Origin of the sequence: Xenorhabdus bovienii SS-2004 (assembly GCF_000027225.1) — a bacterium.
GTDB classification, from domain to species: Bacteria; Pseudomonadota; Gammaproteobacteria; order Enterobacterales; family Enterobacteriaceae; genus Xenorhabdus; species Xenorhabdus bovienii_C.
Window position 1 is genome coordinate 1,503,144 of the sequence record NC_013892.1, and the last position, 18,825, is coordinate 1,521,968.

An 18,825-nucleotide genomic window follows, 5' to 3' on the forward strand; every position below is an offset into this window, starting at 1 on the left:
CAATCCTTAATCCCATTTTCAGTCCGGTGAATTTCCCCGCCGGGTTTTTCGGGAGCCGGTCACCGCGTTAGCGTTCAGCATCCCTTTGCATGCCGGATAGCGAGTGCAGCCCCAGAACGGGGTTGTTTTTCCCGCCCGTTTTTGCATCGGGCCGCCACAGCGCGGGCACGCCGGGGTTTTCGGCAGGGTAAACCGGATCGGCTGTGTTTTGCCCTTTTCCACTAAATGCGCCAGCCATTGTGCCTGTTTCTGCATAAAGCCATCCAGTGTGGCCCGGCCCCGGGCAATGTCGTCCAGAGACTGTTCCCACAGCGCAGTCATCCCCGGATGGGTCAGGACGTCCGGCAGCCCGGCAATCAGCTCCTGCGCCAGCGGCGTTGCATGCAGGTTTTTCTTTTTTCGCGCCAGCAGCTGACGGTTAAACAGGGCTTCAATGATACCTGCCCGGGTGGCCTCCGTGCCCAGCCCGGCATTTTCCCGCAGCACTTTTTTAAGCTGCGGATCGTGGATAAACGCAGCGGCATTTTTCATGGCGGCAATCAGCGTACCTTCGGTAAAAGGCGCAGGCGGCCGGGTTTGCCGGGGCTGTATTTCTGCACGGAGTACCGGGCAGATTTCCTCTTTTTTCAATGCAGGCAGCGCGGTATTGTCGTCCTGCTCCTGCACCTGTTTTTCATCGGCAAACAGCGTCTTCCAGCCCGTGACCACACTGACCCGCCCTTTCGCCTGAAATACCTGCCCGCCGATAGTGAATGTCACGTCAGTCACATCCGTTTCCTGTACGGGCAGAAACTGCGCCAGATAATAGTGGCGGATCAACTGATAGATCTTTAATTCGTCCGCGGTCAGTTTCGTCATATCAAAAGTGTGGCGGGTCGGAATAATGGCATGGTGCGCCGTGATTTGGCTGTCATTCCAGACTCGGGAGAGAGTGCTGGCATCCAGCTGGCTGATAATGGCATTCATCGCAGGATCGGTACGGGTCAGTGCGGTGAACACGGCCGGAATATCTTCCCGCATTGAAACCGGCAGATAACCGCAATCCGTGCGCGGGTAGGTGGTCGCTTTATGGATTTCATACAACGACTGGGCAATCGTCAGTACCTGACCGGCCCCCATTCCCCATTGACGGGAGGCTACCTGCTGGAGCATCCCCAAATCAAAACAGAGCGGCGGCGGGGTTTTTTCCCGTTTCTGCGTGAGTTCAGTCACCACGGCATCTTGTGCCTGCTGACAACGCTGAACCACACTCTGCGCGATATCCTCCCGGATACAGCGTTTTTCTTCATCGCAATCGTCGGGCGCAGGCAGCCATTTAACCCGAAAGCTAATGTCATCTTTTTGCAATGCGGCCATCACCTGCCAGTAGGGTTTTGGCTCAAACCGGGCGATATCGTTATCACGGTTCACGACCAGTGCCAGTGTCGGCGTCTGTACCCGCCCGATGGACAGCACCTCACCAAATCCCTGTGCCTGCGCTTTCAGGGTATACAGGCGGGTCAGGTTTATTCCCATCAGCCAGTCCGCCCGTGCCCGTCCCAGTCCGGCCTGCCAGAGTGGTTCGGTTTGCTCCCCCAGTAATATCGCGGCCAGTGCCTGCCGGATACTGGTTTCATCCAGCGCAGACAGCCACAGCCGTCTGACGGGGCCGGTAAAACGGCAATACTCCAGCAGTTCACGGGCAATCACTTCCCCTTCACGGTCAGCATCAGTGGCGATAATCACTTCGTCGGCCTGTTTCAGTAATTGTCTGATCACCGCAAACTGATCGGCGGTCTCTTTCTTCACAGTCCATTGCCACTGCACAGGCAGCACCGGCAGGGGTTCCATGCGCCACGGCGGGCCGAATTGTTCACCATAGTGCTCGGGTGCAGCCATTTCCAGCAAATGCCCGATAGCCCAGGTGACAGTAATACTGTCGCCAAAGAGATAGCCCTGTCCGCGCTGCTTCACGCCCAGCACCCGGGCGATATCTCTGGCCTGAGAGGGCTTTTCACATAAATACAGTGGCATATCACCCCCTCCCTGCATCCTGAGCCACCGTGCGCAGGGGGGGTGAAAAATCAGAACGCAGCCGGCCCGACAGAATATCGGGGTCCGGTTCGCCCAGCCATTTAATGGCTTCAAGGCCAGCCGGTGTTTTTTCCTCAATATCCGCACGGGTCACCTTCAGAGGGCGGTAAGAACGCACCAGACCATAAATCTGGCGGATCACCCGACTGCCGTTATGCAGCAACGCATCCCGCTCTGAACGAGAAATAAAACCGTAATGAAACGCCTGAAAGGTTTTCATCGCCAGCTGGTCGAAACCGACCAACAGCCAGACACAGCGGTAACCCAGCGGGGAGTGACTGTAGACCCCGATATTCAGCGGTTCAACAGAGGAAACCGCGGATAACGTCACCTGTGCCGGCAGGGCGTTCAGTGTTTCCTGCAAGGTGGCAATACGCTGCTGAAGGCTGGCCGAGGCCGCCACCAGGGCCTGTTCCAGTTTCATCAGCCAGCTGTCGGCATACGGGTTATCGGCAGCCGCATCCTCACTGATGGTGCCCGCCCGTTTAATTACCTGCGGCATGCCGATAATGTCCGGGTATTGACGGCGGCCGGTGACGTCTTCTTTTTTACGCCCTGCCCAGAGGCGGATGGCGTAGTGGGTATGGAGTTCAATGGTTAACGTGGATTTCAGTGCACCGGCACGACGGGGGGGCGACGGTGCGGTTTTTTCATCAGGTTCAGACATAAAGAGCAACTCCTGTTTGGTCGGTTTATGTCTGTGGGACTATCAGGGGAAAGGTGTCTGCGACTCAATAGATAATCAGTTATGAAAAAAGGAAAAAACGACCCCTTTTCGGGATCGTAGAAAAGATTATTTTTATCGTCTTTGTCGCCCGGCTAATAAAGTACAATTTTTAGCCGTCTGTGCCCCGGGCACACCAGTATTATTTTTAACCACTGCTGTCTCAGGCAATACGATAGATTTTCAGACTTGCCTGCCTCAAACAAGGCAGTACAATTTTTAGTCGCCTGTGCCCCGGGCACACCAGTATGATTTTCAACCACTGCTGTCTCAGGCAATACGGTAGATTTTCAGACTTGACTGCCTCAAACAAGGCAGTACAATTTTTAGTCGCCTATGCCCCGGGCACACCAGTATAATTTTTAATCATTGTTGTTCCGGGCAACACAACCCGGTTTTTACCCCATGTCATCACGGTGATATTTTGCCTGCGCCAGCCGCTGACGAATATCTTTCACTACACTGCTGACATGGGCTTGTGAAGAGGGGGGAACAGAACGCGCCGTTTCCCGTGTGAATTCAACGGGTTTCTTCGCAGCCGCCGTCGTCGTGACAGCCGGTTCAGCCTGCACATACAGTTTTCCCTCCCGTGCCCGTTTCATCATCGCCAGCAGCCAGCCGACCGGATTACCGATTTTGCCTGCCTGTAACGCCTTATCCAGACAAGTCAACACAGTCTGCGCCTGTTCAGCAGGCAGTGCCTGCAACTGGCTGTTCAGCATCCCCCCATCTTCCGGCTCCAGTTGCCTGCATAACTTTTCCGGCAGAAAAATAGCGGACGGTGTATCTACGTATGTTTTTTTATTCACACTCTGTGTGAAAGAACGTACATAACAGTTCGGTTTAGTGGTTTGACGACAAGTCATTGATTTCACGCTGAGTTCGGTTTCCGAATTCGGCTTATTCTGCCCTTTTAACTGACCGGATTCGGTTTCCGAACCCGGTTTCATTTCCCTGAGTTCGGTTTGCTGTTTTCCCTGTTGAAGCGCCTGCCTCATGACCCTTTGCTGTGGCGTCTGCACCGCATTCAGCCGCGCTTCCAGCAAACGGATATGACTGTGACGATGACGCATCAGTGGATCTTCTTGAATGTCAGTCAGTACCTCCCGTGCCGTCTGGCTGATAGTGCGGTTTTTGCTGCGACAGGCTTCTGCCACAGTATTCAGCCAGTGAGGATCGAGAATCTCGGCATCACGGCAGGTCAGCGGTTCATCGTGTTGCGCATAGATATTGCCCCGCACCCGCCCATGCTCGTCGCGGATACGCTTGCATAAACTCAGCCAGCCGGTTATTCGCAGCATCAGCAATACCCGGCTGACGGTTTCACGGGAGGCTTTGCCTTTATAGGGCGAGGCCAGCAGCAGCTGCAATTCATCGTAGCTGGGGAAAACCGCCCCTTCATTTTGTTGCGCATACAAACGGATCATCATCCAGCCCGTTTTATCCAGTGGTGACAGGCGATCATCCAGTAACAGGCGACGGGGATAGGCATCCTGAATGTTACCCATAAACAGCAGACCACTGCGCAGCTGTGAAACGTCATCGTCGGGGCGTTGTTCCAGACGGCTTTTCATTTTGGCCATAGTGTGGGCAATTAAGCTGTCTGCTGACAGGTTTATCATGATCCCTTCTCTCCGGTGTTAATCTGTGAAAATAATGTCAGGGCTGCACCCTGTGGCGTTGCACAAGGCGCAGAATGACACGACTTCAGTCACATTTACGATTTACGAATTTCATTGTTGTAGCGTTCGTGGTGCATCAGCTCCCACGATTGCCCGCTATCACGGCTTAACAACCGCCAGAACAGCCCCACGTTGATTTTCAGATACCCGGTGCCTTTTTCCTTCAGCCGGACGTAATTACGCTGACCCCGCCGATAACATTTCACCTGATATTGCGCCTTACGGCGAAAGGACAGCGGTGCCGTTACCGGCACATGCAGGCCGGGCATGATTTCGGTTAATTTTCCTGACATCGTTTCCTGTATGACCCGTTTTATCCCTGTTTTTTCACAGAGACCGATCCGGATGCACCCTGTTGCTGCCATTCTTTGACGGCATTCCAGACGGACGTCAGCGAAATATCATGATGCTCCGCCACGTCCATCATGATATCCAGCCCGTCGGCACTGTCCGCATCCCTCATCTTTGCCGCCTGCCAGCGCTGCCACAGGTCACGGTTTTCCGCTTCTGTCAGCACCGAAACCCGCCCCGACTTCACGGCAATACCGGCAATACGCCGGCGCGCCGCCACCTCCAGACTGGACAGGCCAAAAAAATAGTGCATCAGGTCAATCGATCCGCTGAGGGCCAGTGCCCGATCAATGCGTTGTATCCGTTGCTGTTCGATACGCGCCTGATGTAAGATGCGGGCCAGATTGGCGTGATGAATTTGCACACTCAGCACCGATACCGGGCTGTTGCCCAGATAATGCAAATCCTCAATCGTCAGGCTCTGTAACATCAGCATCTCCGAGGGTGCCAGCCCCAGTGCTTCGCAACGGCGGATATAGCCGTTCTTCAAATCCATCACCAACTGCAACAACAGGCTGTTGGTCGCTTGCGATAAATGATTCATACACTTCCTCCATTATCAGGCCAGTCAAAACACAATGAATGAGCAACACACTGAAAAGCAGGCACCCCGGACCGGTATCGCTACATCGCCAACATCTCCGGCACCATTTCGCGCTGAAGTTCACGCAGGCGGCGGATAATCCGCAGCAGCCGCAGAAACTTCACGGTCTGACTGTCATCCAGCAATGGCACCGCCTCCCGTCCGGCGGTGCCGAGCAGAACGGCAGTCAGCGTCAGTTCATGACGGTCAGTCGAGATTTCCCCGGTCAGGGAGTGCAATAAACACGAAAAAGGATGAACATCCGGCCCGTCAATCAGGCAAAATCCCGCCGACCGTTCATCCGATACCGGCAGCAAATCACGGTCACAGCCCATCACTTCGGCCAGTTCAAACGCCAGGCGAAACGCCATATTTTGCAGATGGTCGATATCGTCCTGCATCGGGGAAATGTGCCAGACTGAGCTGACCGGCTCCAGCCCGGTCCGGGCAAAGTGAAGATCGTCGGCTTCAGGCTCAGACAGTGCCGGTTCAGGCGGACTATCCGGCTGATAAGGCGGGAGCACCGGATTGTTTCGGGAAGACGGAGCAGGCACGGGTGTCTTATCGACCGGAGCGCATGTTGTCTCCGATGCCTGCTCCGCATCCGTGGCGGGTTGAGACATTATTCGCCGGTTCGGTTCCCTGTCTGGCGCCCTAATCCGATCCGCTTTAGGCGTATCCGGCTTTTCCGGCACAGGGTCAAGCGGGGTGGCCTGTTCACCAAAGAGTTGCCGGCGGTTACTTTCCTTCGGATCGAGTTCCAGTACCCAGCGGTCATAATTCAGCTGCGGGTGCGGTAATACCTGCAATAAATCGCCGATAAGTTCATCCCGGAACATCTCCGGCGACCAGGATTCCGGGGAGTCAAATTTGCGGCAACAGGCACCAAAAATCGCATCAAAGGAACAGGCAGGCTCCGATATTGCACTGACAACATGTTGCAGCCAGACAGCCTCGGCATCCTGCCGTAATGCCAGTAACAAACGAATTTGGGGTACCTTCAGCCCCGAGTTCAGCAGATCCGGCATCCACGGATAGAGATATTGCACGGTATCTTCCATCCGGCTGATATAACTGCGGCTGACAGGAAAACCGGCTTCCCCCAGTAGTGCAGACAACTCACTTTGGGTGATTTTCTGCTGTTTCTCTACTTCAAAAAGGGTTCTGGCCTTGCAGACCCCCAGGGCTTTTTCAATAAAACTGAGTTCACCGCGCAGTTCATTTTCCGCCAGATGCCCGATGACACACTGCAATCTGCCCGGCCACGGTTTAAACAGGCAGTGAACACGATAAAAACGCTCATCGCCGGTTTCCTGCCACAGTTCGGACAAAATCTGATAGCGGGTATTGCCGCCATCACTGAAGATATAAACATCATCACCTTCCGGGTCACGGGTAACTTTCGGCACCGTATCCAGCCCGCGTACTTTGATCGAGGCCTTGATATCCTCATAACGCGGGTTCCGACTGGTGCGGGGGTTATCCGGATTGGGGCGGAGTTGATCCAGTGTCAGTACCATCGGCATTTCCGACACAGGGGGTTGTTCACTGAGTGTCGCCGCGGCCTGGCGCCCTTGTTGTAACAGGGCATTGCCCATATTGAGAGGTTGCCGTGCCATCATTTCCCCCCGTAACCATCACTGTCTGCGGATAAGTCCAAAAACCGCGTATATTGGCCGTCAAATCCCACACGAACCACGCCCGTTGGACCCTGACGCTGCTTACCAATAATGATTTCAGCGATACCCGTATCGGGTGTGTCCGGGTGATAAACTTCATCGCGATAGAGATGCAGTATCAGGTCGGCGTCCTGCTCCAGTGAGCCGGAATCACGCAGGTCACCATTATTAGGACGTTTATCGGAACGGTTTTCGACCTGCCGGTTAAGCTGGGACAGCGCCAGTACCGGGCAGCCCAGTTCTTTGCCCAACGCTTTCAGGTTACGGGAGATATCGGCAATTTCCTGTGTCCGGTTTTCCTGGCCGGGCGCACACATCAGCTGGAGGTAGTCAACCATAATCAGGGCGGGTTTACCGTATTTGCGGGTATAGCGGCGGGCACGGGCGCGTAATAGTGCGGGCGTCTGATGACTGCAATCATCGATCACCAGACGCTGATCCCAGCGGGTAAACTGATCCAGACTCTGGCTGATGCGTCCCCACTGCTCATCATCCAGCATCCCGCTGCGCAGGGCGCTCAGAGAAACCCCGCCTTCCATGGCAGTGAGGCGCAGCATCAGTTGTGCCGCCGGCATTTCCAGACTGAAAATCTGTACCACGGCATCATCCCGGTGCCGCAGGACACCCAAGCAACAGGCCAGTCCCAACGCGGTTTTCCCCATCGAAGGGCGGGCAGCCAGCAAAATGAGATCACCGGCCTGCAAGCCGCCGGTTTTTTCATCAAGATCCTGAAATCCGGTCGGTGTGCCGGTTATTCCCTGTGAGCCTTGTATTCGCTCCAGATGGGCAATCAGGCTGTCTGCGCCCTGCAACAGGGTCATTTCCTGATGCTGGCGGGTCGAACCTTTTTCAGCCAGATTAAACAACTGACTTTCTGCCTGCTCTATCAGGGTATCTGACTGAATATTCGGCTGAAAAACGTCAGCGCTGAGGGATTTTCCCAGTGCCAGTAACTGACGTAACCGGCTTTTTTCCGCCACAATACGGGCATACTCCTCAATATTGGCGGCACTGGGCGTGTTTTTACACACTTCCGCTACATAAGCAAAACCGCATGCCCGATCAATTTGCCCACGCTGGGTCAGCCTATCGGTCAGGGTAATCAGGTCGAACGGACAGTTTTTTTCGCTCAGTTCAGCGATGGCCTGAAATATTATCCGGTGTGCCGGAAAATAAAAATCGTCGGCAACCAATAGCTGGACAACGCTATCCCAGCGCTCATTCTCCAGTACCAGCCCCCCCAACACCCCCACTTCGGCATACGCATAGCTGGGCGCCTCTTCACTGATGATCTGTAAATGTTCATGCGCCATGTCCATCGGCTGCCTCCCTGCTGATCGCATTCAGGGCAGCGATTAAACGCTGTTGCAGATGAGGGGAAGAAACCCAGAACAGCACCTCGTTATGGGTCAGATACTGCGGCTGGTCATTTTCCCAGCCACATTCCAGCAACGCCAAATCCGGAGACGCATCGGGGCGCATGGCCTGCCTGCGCATACGGGGATAATAATGCTCTACCCCTTCCGGAGAAACATCGGGAACAGCTGGCAACAGGATCTGAAGTTTCGCCTGCGCGGTTTCACGATCCGGCGCATCCACAAACACAAACCTCTCATCATCACTGAACAGTAATTCAACGCGCTCATAACGAAAGCAGACCGCCCGCCAGATAACATTCATTGCGCCTCTCCTGTCGGTTGCACAGTCAATACCGCGTCGAATTTTTCCGCCCATAAGGGCACTAACTCACAGGCGAGGCGGTGCATGGTTTGCGCGGCAGCCGGGCTTTTTCGGGTGGTTTTATACTCAAGGCGATGAACGGGCTGGGCACGGACATGCCCCAGTTTGTAGATATCCAGCAGGTCTATCCGGGTTTCCAGCAGCTGGTAAACCTGCCTGCCACCCAGTGCGGAAGCGTCATACCGTTGATTATTGATAATGTCAGCCAGTTCACTCAGCGTATCCCGGTCGAGATTCGTTCCTTCAATCCCGTTGACCAGTATCTGGATAGCCGGCAGCCGGATACCGTAGTGTTCAAAAGGCCGGAGCCGGGTCAGCATCCGCAGGGTGCCGCGCAGGAACTCGCGGACGTCGGGTAAAATAGGCTTGATAACCCCCAGCACGCCCTGCGTGGCCGCCAGTACAACCAGCTCGTTCATCACGCCGGTCGCCCCTTTGGAATCAATGAAAATAATATCGTACTGGCTGAAGAGAGGATGTTGCAGGACATTGCGCAGACGCAAACGCCCGTCGGGCGCGTGCAGCATTGCCGTGGGCAGGAGTTCATCCGGATCGTTGGAGATCAGAATATCGAGGTTTTTGATAACCGAACGGGAAATGATCTGCTCAGACTGGTTCAGATCTACCGTCTGCATCAGCAACTCATATAGTCCGGCAGGCGCTTCATAGTTCAGGGGAAAAATACTGCTGGCAGTGGGTTGCGAATAATCCGCATCAATCAGGAGAACACGTAAACCGGCATCGGCAAAAAAACCCGCCAGATTGGCGGAGTGAGTCGATTTACCTTCTCCCCCTTTGGGGGAAATTATGGGAAGAATTATCATGTTGTACACTCAATAAATTCAATTAGTTAAGTGTACAAATTGTCAAATTAGCTAGTTTTACATTTTATTAACTTACGATGGGATTGAAAATCCCCGTGTCCTTGGTTCGATTCCGAGTCCGGGCACCAATTTTAAAACTCGTTTGTTGAAGTGATATCAATAACTTAACACGTGAGTCAGAAATAAGTGCTGTTAAGCAAATGTTAATGAATATAATCTATTACTTTGCGTAAGTTAATAAACTAAAAATAGCCACTCTATACGAAGTCAGGTGAACACAGTTTGTGCTCACCTTTTTGCGTTGAAAGTAATGATTTCAGTAATTGATTCTGATGTCAAGTCAGGGAATTGTCAGAACTGACCTTTGAGCACACTTCCCGGTTTCTTCGTTTTGTGTCTCCACCTCAAAACCATCCCTTAATCCAATGACACAGTCAGGGCAAACCCGCTGATATCCTGCCCTGTTTTTTTACCTCACGTTAACGAATTACTCTGCAATATCCAGATAAAACGCCAGTTCATTCGCCAGGGTTTTACCCGCGATTTCCATATCGATATCAATATATTCCATCGTGGTCGCCAGACTACGGTGTCCCAGCAAACACCTGACCAGCTGCAAATTACGATCGGGAGCCTTCATCAACTCTGTCGCCAGCGTATGACGGAAACGGTGGGGCGAGACGGCAAAACCACACTCTTTAGACAGGCGGTTAAAGAAAGAACGAAGATGCTGCTTTTCTCTGTCATGATGATACTGATAACTGACATGGCGTCCGTGATAACGAAAACGCAGACGGGTTAAATCAAACAGTGGATCATTCTCTTTCGCGCCACAGGCTTTTGCCTGTTCAACCAGCTGCACCAGCCGGGGTTTCAGTTGCGGGATCATCGGCACCCGCCACTCACTGTGGTTTTTACTGCCTTCCACGCGCAACTCAATGTAACTGTTGTCCAGATTAATATCCCGCAACCGCAGATGCAACAGCTGGTTCAGGCGCATGCCCGTCAGCCGGAAAGTATCCAATACAGTCAGCCAGTACCCTGTCGGGTATAGGGCACAGCGTCCGCCCCGTGGGGAAGTCTGTAAACGTTCTTCCTCCTCATACTGCTGCATCCGCAGGTAAATCCCGGTTATCTGAGCTTTACTCAGGGTTTTCTTTTGTTTCTTCTCTTTTTTGACTGACGCGTCATTAAACGGATTTTTGGGGTGTGACAACAGTTTTCTTTCCATGCCGAAATTAAAAATGGCCCGCAGGTGCGCCACCTTATTGTTCCACGTATACCGGGACTGATTTTTTTCCGTCAGCAGATGACGCCGCCAGCGCAGGACATCCCGGTGAGTCACGCTCTCCGGCGACTCCGTTTCCCCCAGATACCGGATAAATACCCGCACTACCTTGCGATAACTCCATTCGGTTGCCGGCCGTAACATCCGTGAGAAGAAATACTCGTCCAGCAACGCATCCCAGCCCATTGTTTCCTCATTATTTAACATATTATTGTTTCCTTGGTGTGTAATATTGTGTTCCGGTACAGAAACGTCCCATTAATAAACTGCAAATTAATTAACACGTTAAATTATTTTATTTGTAAGCGTCAACTAAACTACACCTTGCTTATCACTTTTTTCCAGGGCAGTAGTTTTTCCAGATCCGGGGTGGGTTGGCATAACTCATCCAGGCAAGTCATGACATAATCGAAAGGGATCAATCCATTGGCTTTGGCCGTTTCAATGACGCTGTAGAGGATCGCACTGGCTTGTGCACCGCGCGAGGTATGGCTGAACAGCCACGCCTTTCGCCCGATGACAAACGGTTTGATCGCCCTTTCGGCCCGGTTATTGTCGATTGACAAGCGGCCATCCTCACGATAGCGGATCAGTTTTGCCCATTGATTGCTCAGATAAGTGACGGCCTCACCCAGCTTGCTTTTGGGGATCACCTGGGATCGGGTTTTAACCAGCCAGGCCGATAACTTATCCCAGATAGGAAGCGCTTTTTCCTGGCGGATCCGGTATTTTTCTGCCGGGCTTAACCCCTTGACCTGATGCTCGACCCGGTACAGTGACTGGATCAGGCTCAGCGCGATATCGGCTTTGCCCGTTTTGTTTTTTCCCTGCGCCTGCTTCGCTTCCATAAATTTACGGCGGGCATGGGCCATGCAACCGACCAGCCGGGCACCGGTCTGCTCATAGCCTTGATAGCCATCCACCTGCAGATAACCTTGAAAACCGGCGAGATAGTCAGCAGCGCAGGTGCCTGAACGGCTGGCCTGGTGGTCATACAGCACAATATTCGGTGTGAGCGCCGCCGGTTCGGGGGTATCAGTGCCCACACAATAGACCCACATGTAATGGGTCGTTTTTTCAGACGTCACCACCTTCACCGGGGTTTCATCCGCATGGAGAACCGGTTGTTGCAACAGCATTTCCCTGAACCTGGCCACCAACGGCGTAAACAACTGCGCGGATTTTAATATCCAGTCACTCTGGGTCTGGCGGCTGAGGTCAATGCCATACTGTTTGAACACACTTTCCTGACGGTACAGCGGTAACCCATACTGATATTTACTGGTGATAAGCTGGCTGAGCAGGCTGCTGGTCGCCATGCCTTTCTTGATGGGCATCGCTGGCAAGGAGGCTTGTTTGACAGGCGTCTGAATGCCGGATTTTTCACATTCACGGCAGGCGTATTTGGGGCGGACATGCTCAACCACCCTGATTTGAGCGGGAATGAACAACAGTTTTTCACTGCGATCTGCCCCCATCTGATGCAACCTGCCGCCACAGCACGCACACTGTTTTTCTTCCTCGGCGATATCATGGAACACGGTTTCGCGCGGTAAATCTTTGGGCAGGGGGTTGCGTGTCGGCTTACGGCGGGGAGGTGTGAGGGTTTCCTGTGCGGCGGCCGTTTCAGCCGGCAGCGCAATTTCTTCCGCTTCGTTAAACAACTCCCCCTGGCCGGGGAACGCTTCCGAGGAAGCCCCAAACCGTTTTTGTTGGGCTAAACGGAACTGCTCTTCCAAAAAGGCCAGCCGCTGCGACTGCTTAATCAGCAGCCGTTTCAGTTCAGCGGGGTCATTGGGCAGGGCATCAATATCAATTTTCATGGGGACATTTTATGCCATCCCCGGCGAAAAAGCGTAATTAATGCCCGTTGGTTTGATGATCATCAAGGGATCAGGCGACATGGCAATCCTGTACGGAGAAGGGCTGGTGCCCGATGACATCATAACCCGATAACAACCCGTGCAGTTGCTGCTCTGTCAGGGTCAGGGAGGCACTGTTGACGGCGGTGGGCCATTTGAATTTCGCGTTCTCCAGCCGTTTGTACCAGAGCGCAAATCCGGTTTTATCCCAGTAGAGGATTTTGAGTTTATCCCGCTTCTTGTTGCAAAAGAGGAATAACGCGGTTTGCGTCGGAGACAGTTGCATTTCCAGCTCCACCCAGACCGCCAGCCCGTTGATGGATTTTCGGAAGTCGATAAATGAGCGGCACAAATACACCTCCGGCACATCCACAAACATTTTCATGCGGCGAGCCCCCGAATAATCGCAATGATAACATGCTTATCCGTGCCGGCAGGAAAACGCAGTGTGCCATGTGGTGTCTCAAATAAGATGGGGAGTGTGCTGGATGAGGCGGATTTTTTCTGAGCGGTGCTGACTTTAATAAAAGCAGACGGTGAAGCCAGCCCAGACGGCTTTTTTGGTGGATGGGAGGTGCGTTGGCGGTGGTGATAGAACCGGGTTGTCGACACACCGATTTTTTGGCAAAACTGCGGGACAGTCAGTTCGGATTTTTTCTGCTGTTCAAACAGGTCCCGCCACTCGGCTTGAGTAAACCTGGATTGGCTCATGTGAGTTTTTTCCATCATCAGAATAGGTGAAACTATTTTAATCAATGGATTTATCCTGGCTAGGTGGGGTTCCCCGTACGCTTACTTTTATTTTTCATATAGTGACCTTTTATACATTGCGGAAACAAGGCATTCCGGCACTGATGCGGTGCATTTGGATAATTTCAAATCGTTATCGTTACCATTTGTATTATTTTTCATCAGAATTTCATTCCTCCGCCTGAAACAATGACAGTAATGTCCGGGTATCCTCGGCGGTGTCAGGCGCAGGGGCTGTTCCCGGTGTGACTGGCGGAATAACCGGATCGGGTTCTGATGATGACAGCCTGGTATCGGTAGCCTGTTTAGCAGATTCAACGGGATTCAGCAGCGGTGACTGCACCTGCTCAGCGGCAGACTGAAGCAGTGAGTCCGTCAACGGGACAGAAGACGGATGTCCGCCAAGATGCAACATCAGGCACTGCCACGCACCGGGCACTAAAGACAGCCAGGTCACCGCTTCCTCCGGTAACAAACGGGCAGCCAGCAGCGTCTTATAAAGGACAGGCAGCTCAGGCCCCGGTGCCTGAAACCGGAAGCGGAAACGACGTTCAGGTATCCACAATCCCGGCTGCCAGTGATGCCCGTCTTCCAGTTCCCCTTCCAGTTGCCGCAGCAGAGGCAGGTGGTAAAACAGCGCCGCCCAGAACACCACCGCCTGCCACAGCAGACTTTGTGCGGCCTGTGTTTCCGGCGCCACCCCCGGAGGCAACATATGCCCTTTTGCCAGCCGCACGGCACAGGCAGTAAATTGCAGGGTCAGATCGATAAATCCGCCGCGACAAGACCAGATGCCCTCTTGTGTCGCGGGAACATGCTGCACACGGGCGCATAATTGCCGGAGCGGATCCAGATAGAATTGCTGATACAACCCGGCGGGCAGCGCACTGTTTTCCCACAGTTGGCGGAGATACTGGCCACGCTCTGAAGTTGCCAGCAGCACCTCTGCTGACTGTGGACGGAAATAACCTCCGGCACCGCGTATTCTTTCAGGCGCTTGCCCGGGCGCTTTTTGTGACGGGGAAGGGTCACGGGTAAAACGGGATTTAAAACGCTGAAACATCACTTTTCCTCTTTCGGTTCAGATTTGGCTCAGTGTCGGTGAATCCCGGCCGGAAGTAAGGAACAACTCTTTTTGCAAAAATGAAAATTAATCTGACCCGGTTCATCTCCTGACTGACAAAATCAGCTTAATTTTCACCATAACCCCTTGTATTAACGCCATTTAAAAACAAAAAAAAAGCGCCCCGAAAGGCGCAATAGTCATCGTTGAAAAAATGCGTTCAGGCGGCGATAAGCTCCGCCTCCCGCAAACGCTGAGACCAGTTGCCCAGATAATGCGCGGGCGTATAACGGGTTCGCTTGTCACCACCATCATGCAAGGCATTGCCGATGGTGATGGCGGCCGGAATCCCGGTCAACGAGAACTGGATATAGGCCATCACGGCCGCCAGCGGGTCAATATCAATCGCGTAAACCCACAGGCTGCACAACGGATCGTGTCCCAGCTCCCGCAATACATCGGCAGCGGCCAGCGTGATACAGCCCGCACCAACACAAGGTTCACACAGAGTGACAAACGGTTGTGTCTGCAACAGCCCGGCGGCATCCTGCAACTGCATCTGTGCCATCATTCTGGCCACACTCCAGGGGGTAAAGAACTGCTGAAGATCCTTATCACCCAGTTCCAGCTGCATAAACACACTGCCGAGAAAATCACCGGGTTCCTGCACCAGTCCGAGCACCACATGGGAAAACAACTGTACGATCCGGTCAACATCGGCCCGTTCGTACTTGTTAATGGTTTTCAGATAATACTGCTCCAGCTCCTCACTGAAACAGTGCTTATTGTGGATCGCTGCCATGGCACAGTTGCAAAAATCCCGGAAGACCTGATAACGGGTATGATAACGTGCCGTTTGCTTAAACAGTGAAATGAATTCTTTCTGATGATCGGTTCGGGAGGCCATTGGGTGTTTTCCTTGCTGAACAAAAAGCGAAAAAAGGAAAACACGCCCCGAAAAGGGGATCGGTTCCCCTTTCGGTTGACATGATAAGTTCGTCTAAAATTAATCAGTGAAACAGCTGGTTACTGTCCGACTGCGATGGCCGGCAGGGCCAATGCGGCTTCCGTCTGCTCGCCAGTGACCAGATAGAGTGCCGGCCGGTTTTCCCGTCCTGACTGCCCGTGACCGCTGTCCACGTGCTCGCCCTGGTCATAGCAATCATAGCCTTTGAGGCTGCCTGACGCATCGCTGTACCAATGACGGATTTCACAGTCAAACATCGCGGACAGTTCCCCCATCAGCTCCGCCGAAGGCGGTGCCCAGGGAGAATCAAAACGCACGGTTAAACTGCTGACATTCCGGCGCTCCCAGCGGACATGGTGACCAAACGGCCATTCCAGCCCGTATTGTTCCTCATAAAACTGCGCTGTGGTGGGAATGCCTTTCAGTAAGCCACTGTTGCCGTTGATTTCGGTGGCCAGATTCGTTGACATCATCATCAGCATATCGCAGGGCTGTGCCGCCTGCGGGTACACATTCAGCTTATCCCAGCAGGCCCCGATATCCGGTGTATCAGACCAGCCCACCATACCAAACCAGTCGATATACTGGCGGGTCAGCAGACGAGCGATAATATCACGCGCCGCTTCCGGCACCTTGTCCCACTGCATCAGGCTGAGACCGGACTGTCGGTACAGGTTATCAATGCGTTTGATATTGTCATTATTCAACGGCACATTATTCTGCAACAACAGCAACCACTGCTCAAAGGCCAGATGCTGCGCCGTTGGCACCGCCGTGCCGCGCACCAGCGCCGGGTACGGAGTGTAGGTTTGTGGTTTAGTCGGTTTCAGTATCCCCGCACAGCCTGCCAGAAACAGGCGAAGACTTTGTAACACCGCCTGACGGTAACGGGGGACTTCTTCCCCGCAGACCCACTGCTGCATTACATCGAGACAAACGGATTTGCCGGTGATTTCCAGTTGATTGGTGCACCATTCTGCCATGGTTAAGTTCCTCACTTGAATGATAAGAATAAACAGGAGGAACTGCCCACCCAGGGCACAGTTCCCCCGATGGGTAGATTGAACAAAAAGGATTACTGTCCGGTCTGCCTGAATAACCTGTCAGCCAGACCACTGTCAAAAATAACCGTCAGCTCATCGTGGATATCCAGATAAGGGGTATTGCGCGGGATAACCTGCGTGTTCAGCCGGATTAAGTCGTATTTATCCACCAGTTCGTTAATGGCTTCTGAGGGCCGGACACCGCGGGCTATCAGTGCTGCCACCGTACCGGTTTCACACAATACCGTGTCAGTCAGATTCAAGCCAAAATGCCGTTTCAGCAAGGCAGCCGCAATCACCTGCCAGACGGTTAAACGTAACGTGGTCATAACGTCCCCTCAGAAAAGACACTGACGGAGACGCCATACCGGAGAATATCCCGCACTTCATGGCACTGCTGATAACAGGAGGCAACCCCATGCAGTGACAATAAATGTGCCTTGTGCCACAACGCACGCGCCGTCGGAGTATTCTGCCAGCTCTGCTCAAGCATCGCTGCCTGACATAACCGCTGCTGTTGCTGTTCCAATGACAGGCGTTCTGACGTCAGTGTGACCGGCTGCGCCCAGATAATCTCTTCATCAAACCGGCCACCGAGCACTTTTCTGTCCTGTGCGTCAAAAATCATGACGGTCAGCGGAAAAAAAGTCCCCGAAACCTGAGCAGATAACCTCTCCGGCACCGGCCAGTCACCCAGTAGATGGATCACCTTCAGCCGCTGCACCACTTCCGTGACGGTGGCGGCTTCGCACATCATCAGGGTTTCCGGCTGCAATGACTGTGGTGCTTTCGGGTGTTGCCTCAGGCCGCTGACCTGAGCGGTAAACAGCTCTTCACGTAATGCGGTACCGGTATCATCCGGTGCCGGTATCATCCGGTGCCGGTAAAAAAATGGGGTTCATGGTGTTGTCCCTTGATTTCACGTTAAATAAAGAAAACACCCGCCCGATACCGGGAAGGTGTTTTCGCTTCCCCGGTCAGGCGCTGAAGAAAAGCGTTAACAGCCTCATGGGCTGATAACGTCAGTGATGATTATTTTTGTCAGGGATAAGTGACGGACTGATAACATCCTCTCTGGGTTTCAGTGTCATGACCGAGGCTATCAGGCCGCTTTCCGGATGCTGTTGTGCATACGCCTGCAATGCGCAGAACCGGTACACCTCCTCATTCGGGGTCTCCAGCACCGCGATACGGGCTGATACGATGGCCGTGACCGCCAGCCCGAAGGCATCGGCTGAAAGCGTGACCGTCAGCTGCGTATCCGGCAGGTAAACGGAATACGTTTCCGCCCGTATCGGCACCATATAAGTCAGCGATTCAGACACCTGTCGGCTTGTCCACTGTTCAGGCTGATAATCGCCGCATAACGTTGATGCGGTATTCGCCAGCAGGAACCCCAGAAACAACCGTTCCAGCGGGGTTTTGTCGGGAAACACGACCGACAGCGCAAGACTGTCCAGCATAATCAGTTCATTATTTGGCATTATATTCTCCCTTTAAGCCCAAAGCCGCCCGAATGCACTGAGCCTGGGGATGTTGCAGCGCATATTCCCGCAGGGCACAAAACCGTTCAGCATATCCGTCCAATTTTAACAAGGTCGTCAGATACCCCAGTACGCTCAGGGTCACCATCAGCCCGAAAGCCTCGGCAGAGACCTCACCTTTAAAGTCCGTTGGCTCAACCCTGACCACAGCGGGTTCTGGTCGTACCGGCACGATATAAGCGATAGTGTCTGATACTTTCCGGTACTGCCACTGATCACAGCGGTCATCGTCACACAGCACGGCGGCGGCTTTAATGAATGTGTGCTCCAGCAGCATCAGCTCCAACGAACCGGTGTGCGGAAAAATTTCAGCAAAGGGGGCGTGTTCAGAGGCGGGCACAATGGCCGGCGGTGTATTTTGTTGCATGGTATTCCTCCTGATAAAACAACGGGGAACACCTGACCCAATGGGAAACGTGTTCCCCGTTGGGTGACTGGCCTGTTGGCCATCATGGATTAAGTAACCTTCATCGCCAAATGATTGACGATATCTGCTTCCAAAGGTGCGCAGATGTACCACACATCGGTGTACTCCCTTGCAGGCTACAGGAGTGTTGCTGTCGCTGCCCGAAGGTGATCCTCACAAGCGACCGGATCATTGATAAGACTTATCACGCTAATAAATGGAAATCATAAGGTCAATGGGTAATTC

At 53.3% G+C, this 18,825-nt stretch carries 20 protein-coding genes; all 20 read right to left on the reverse strand.

The annotated features are described in order from the left end of the window. Positions 1-18 precede the first annotated feature (18 nt). Complete coding sequence (locus XBJ1_RS06645) at positions 19-2,013, reverse strand: DNA topoisomerase III (protein WP_012988057.1); 1,995 nt, start codon at positions 2,011-2,013, stop codon at positions 19-21. A 1-nt stretch (position 2,014) separates the two neighbouring features. Next, positions 2,015-2,740, reverse strand: coding sequence for a PFL_4669 family integrating conjugative element protein (locus XBJ1_RS06650; protein ID WP_012988058.1), 726 nt, complete (start codon positions 2,738-2,740; stop codon positions 2,015-2,017). Between the two features lie 455 nt (positions 2,741-3,195). Then, positions 3,196-4,419, reverse strand: coding sequence for an STY4528 family pathogenicity island replication protein (locus XBJ1_RS06655; protein ID WP_012988059.1), 1,224 nt, complete (start codon positions 4,417-4,419; stop codon positions 3,196-3,198). A gap of 95 nt (positions 4,420-4,514) precedes the next feature. Continuing rightward, positions 4,515-4,772 (reverse strand): hypothetical protein, encoded by a 258-nt coding sequence (locus tag XBJ1_RS06660; protein WP_012988060.1) that lies wholly within the window; start codon positions 4,770-4,772, stop codon positions 4,515-4,517. Positions 4,773-4,792: 20 nt separating this feature from the next. Next, a complete protein-coding gene (locus XBJ1_RS06665; protein WP_012988061.1) occupies positions 4,793-5,374 on the reverse strand; it encodes a DUF2857 domain-containing protein in 582 nt (193 codons plus the stop codon). 80 nt (positions 5,375-5,454) lie between these two features. After that, on the reverse strand, positions 5,455-7,032 hold the full coding sequence (locus XBJ1_RS06670) for a ParB family protein (protein ID WP_012988062.1): 1,578 nt from the start codon (positions 7,030-7,032) through the stop codon (positions 5,455-5,457). Beyond that, positions 7,032-8,411, reverse strand: a complete 1,380-nt coding sequence (dnaB-PI, locus tag XBJ1_RS06675) for an SPI-7-type island replicative DNA helicase (protein WP_012988063.1) — start codon at positions 8,409-8,411, stop codon at positions 7,032-7,034. The genes XBJ1_RS06670 and dnaB-PI overlap by 1 nt, the downstream gene beginning before the upstream one ends. After that, on the reverse strand, positions 8,395-8,772 hold the full coding sequence (locus XBJ1_RS06680; RefSeq protein WP_012988064.1) for a hypothetical protein: 378 nt from the start codon (positions 8,770-8,772) through the stop codon (positions 8,395-8,397). Before XBJ1_RS06680 ends, dnaB-PI begins: the two co-directional genes overlap by 17 nt. After that, positions 8,769-9,656, reverse strand: a complete 888-nt coding sequence (locus XBJ1_RS06685) for a ParA family protein (RefSeq protein ID WP_012988065.1) — start codon at positions 9,654-9,656, stop codon at positions 8,769-8,771. Before XBJ1_RS06685 ends, XBJ1_RS06680 begins: the two co-directional genes overlap by 4 nt. Positions 9,657-10,143: 487 nt before the next feature. After that, complete coding sequence (locus XBJ1_RS06690; RefSeq protein ID WP_012988066.1) at positions 10,144-11,151, reverse strand: tyrosine-type recombinase/integrase; 1,008 nt, start codon at positions 11,149-11,151, stop codon at positions 10,144-10,146. A gap of 110 nt (positions 11,152-11,261) precedes the next feature. Then, entirely contained in the window at positions 11,262-12,767 is a 1,506-nt protein-coding gene (gene tnpC / locus XBJ1_RS06695; RefSeq protein ID WP_012988067.1) for an IS66 family transposase, read from the reverse strand. A gap of 70 nt (positions 12,768-12,837) precedes the next feature. Continuing rightward, positions 12,838-13,158 carry an IS66 family insertion sequence element accessory protein TnpB gene (tnpB, locus tag XBJ1_RS06700; RefSeq protein WP_158304278.1) on the reverse strand — a complete coding sequence of 107 codons (321 nt, stop codon included), beginning with the start codon at positions 13,156-13,158 and terminating at the stop codon, positions 12,838-12,840. 29 nt (positions 13,159-13,187) lie between these two features. Next, entirely contained in the window at positions 13,188-13,562 is a 375-nt protein-coding gene (gene tnpA, locus XBJ1_RS06705) for an IS66 family insertion sequence element accessory protein TnpA (RefSeq protein WP_232503309.1), read from the reverse strand. Between the two features lie 163 nt (positions 13,563-13,725). Next, on the reverse strand, positions 13,726-14,619 hold the full coding sequence (locus tag XBJ1_RS06710) for a TraI domain-containing protein (protein ID WP_012988069.1): 894 nt from the start codon (positions 14,617-14,619) through the stop codon (positions 13,726-13,728). Positions 14,620-14,839: 220 nt separating this feature from the next. Further along, positions 14,840-15,526 carry an N-6 DNA methylase gene (locus tag XBJ1_RS06715; protein WP_012988070.1) on the reverse strand — a complete coding sequence of 229 codons (687 nt, stop codon included), beginning with the start codon at positions 15,524-15,526 and terminating at the stop codon, positions 14,840-14,842. A gap of 119 nt (positions 15,527-15,645) precedes the next feature. Further along, a complete protein-coding gene (locus XBJ1_RS06720) occupies positions 15,646-16,569 on the reverse strand; it encodes a DUF1281 domain-containing protein (RefSeq protein WP_010846583.1) in 924 nt (307 codons plus the stop codon). 92 nt (positions 16,570-16,661) lie between these two features. Further along, positions 16,662-16,958, reverse strand: a complete 297-nt coding sequence (locus XBJ1_RS06725; protein WP_010846582.1) for a TA system toxin CbtA family protein — start codon at positions 16,956-16,958, stop codon at positions 16,662-16,664. Beyond that, entirely contained in the window at positions 16,955-17,503 is a 549-nt protein-coding gene (locus XBJ1_RS06730; protein WP_012988071.1) for a hypothetical protein, read from the reverse strand. The genes XBJ1_RS06725 and XBJ1_RS06730 overlap by 4 nt, the downstream gene beginning before the upstream one ends. A gap of 148 nt (positions 17,504-17,651) precedes the next feature. Then, entirely contained in the window at positions 17,652-18,113 is a 462-nt protein-coding gene (locus XBJ1_RS06735; protein WP_012988072.1) for an antirestriction protein, read from the reverse strand. Further along, positions 18,103-18,540, reverse strand: coding sequence for an antirestriction protein (locus tag XBJ1_RS06740; protein ID WP_012988073.1), 438 nt, complete (start codon positions 18,538-18,540; stop codon positions 18,103-18,105). The genes XBJ1_RS06735 and XBJ1_RS06740 overlap by 11 nt, the downstream gene beginning before the upstream one ends. Positions 18,541-18,825 lie beyond the last annotated feature (285 nt).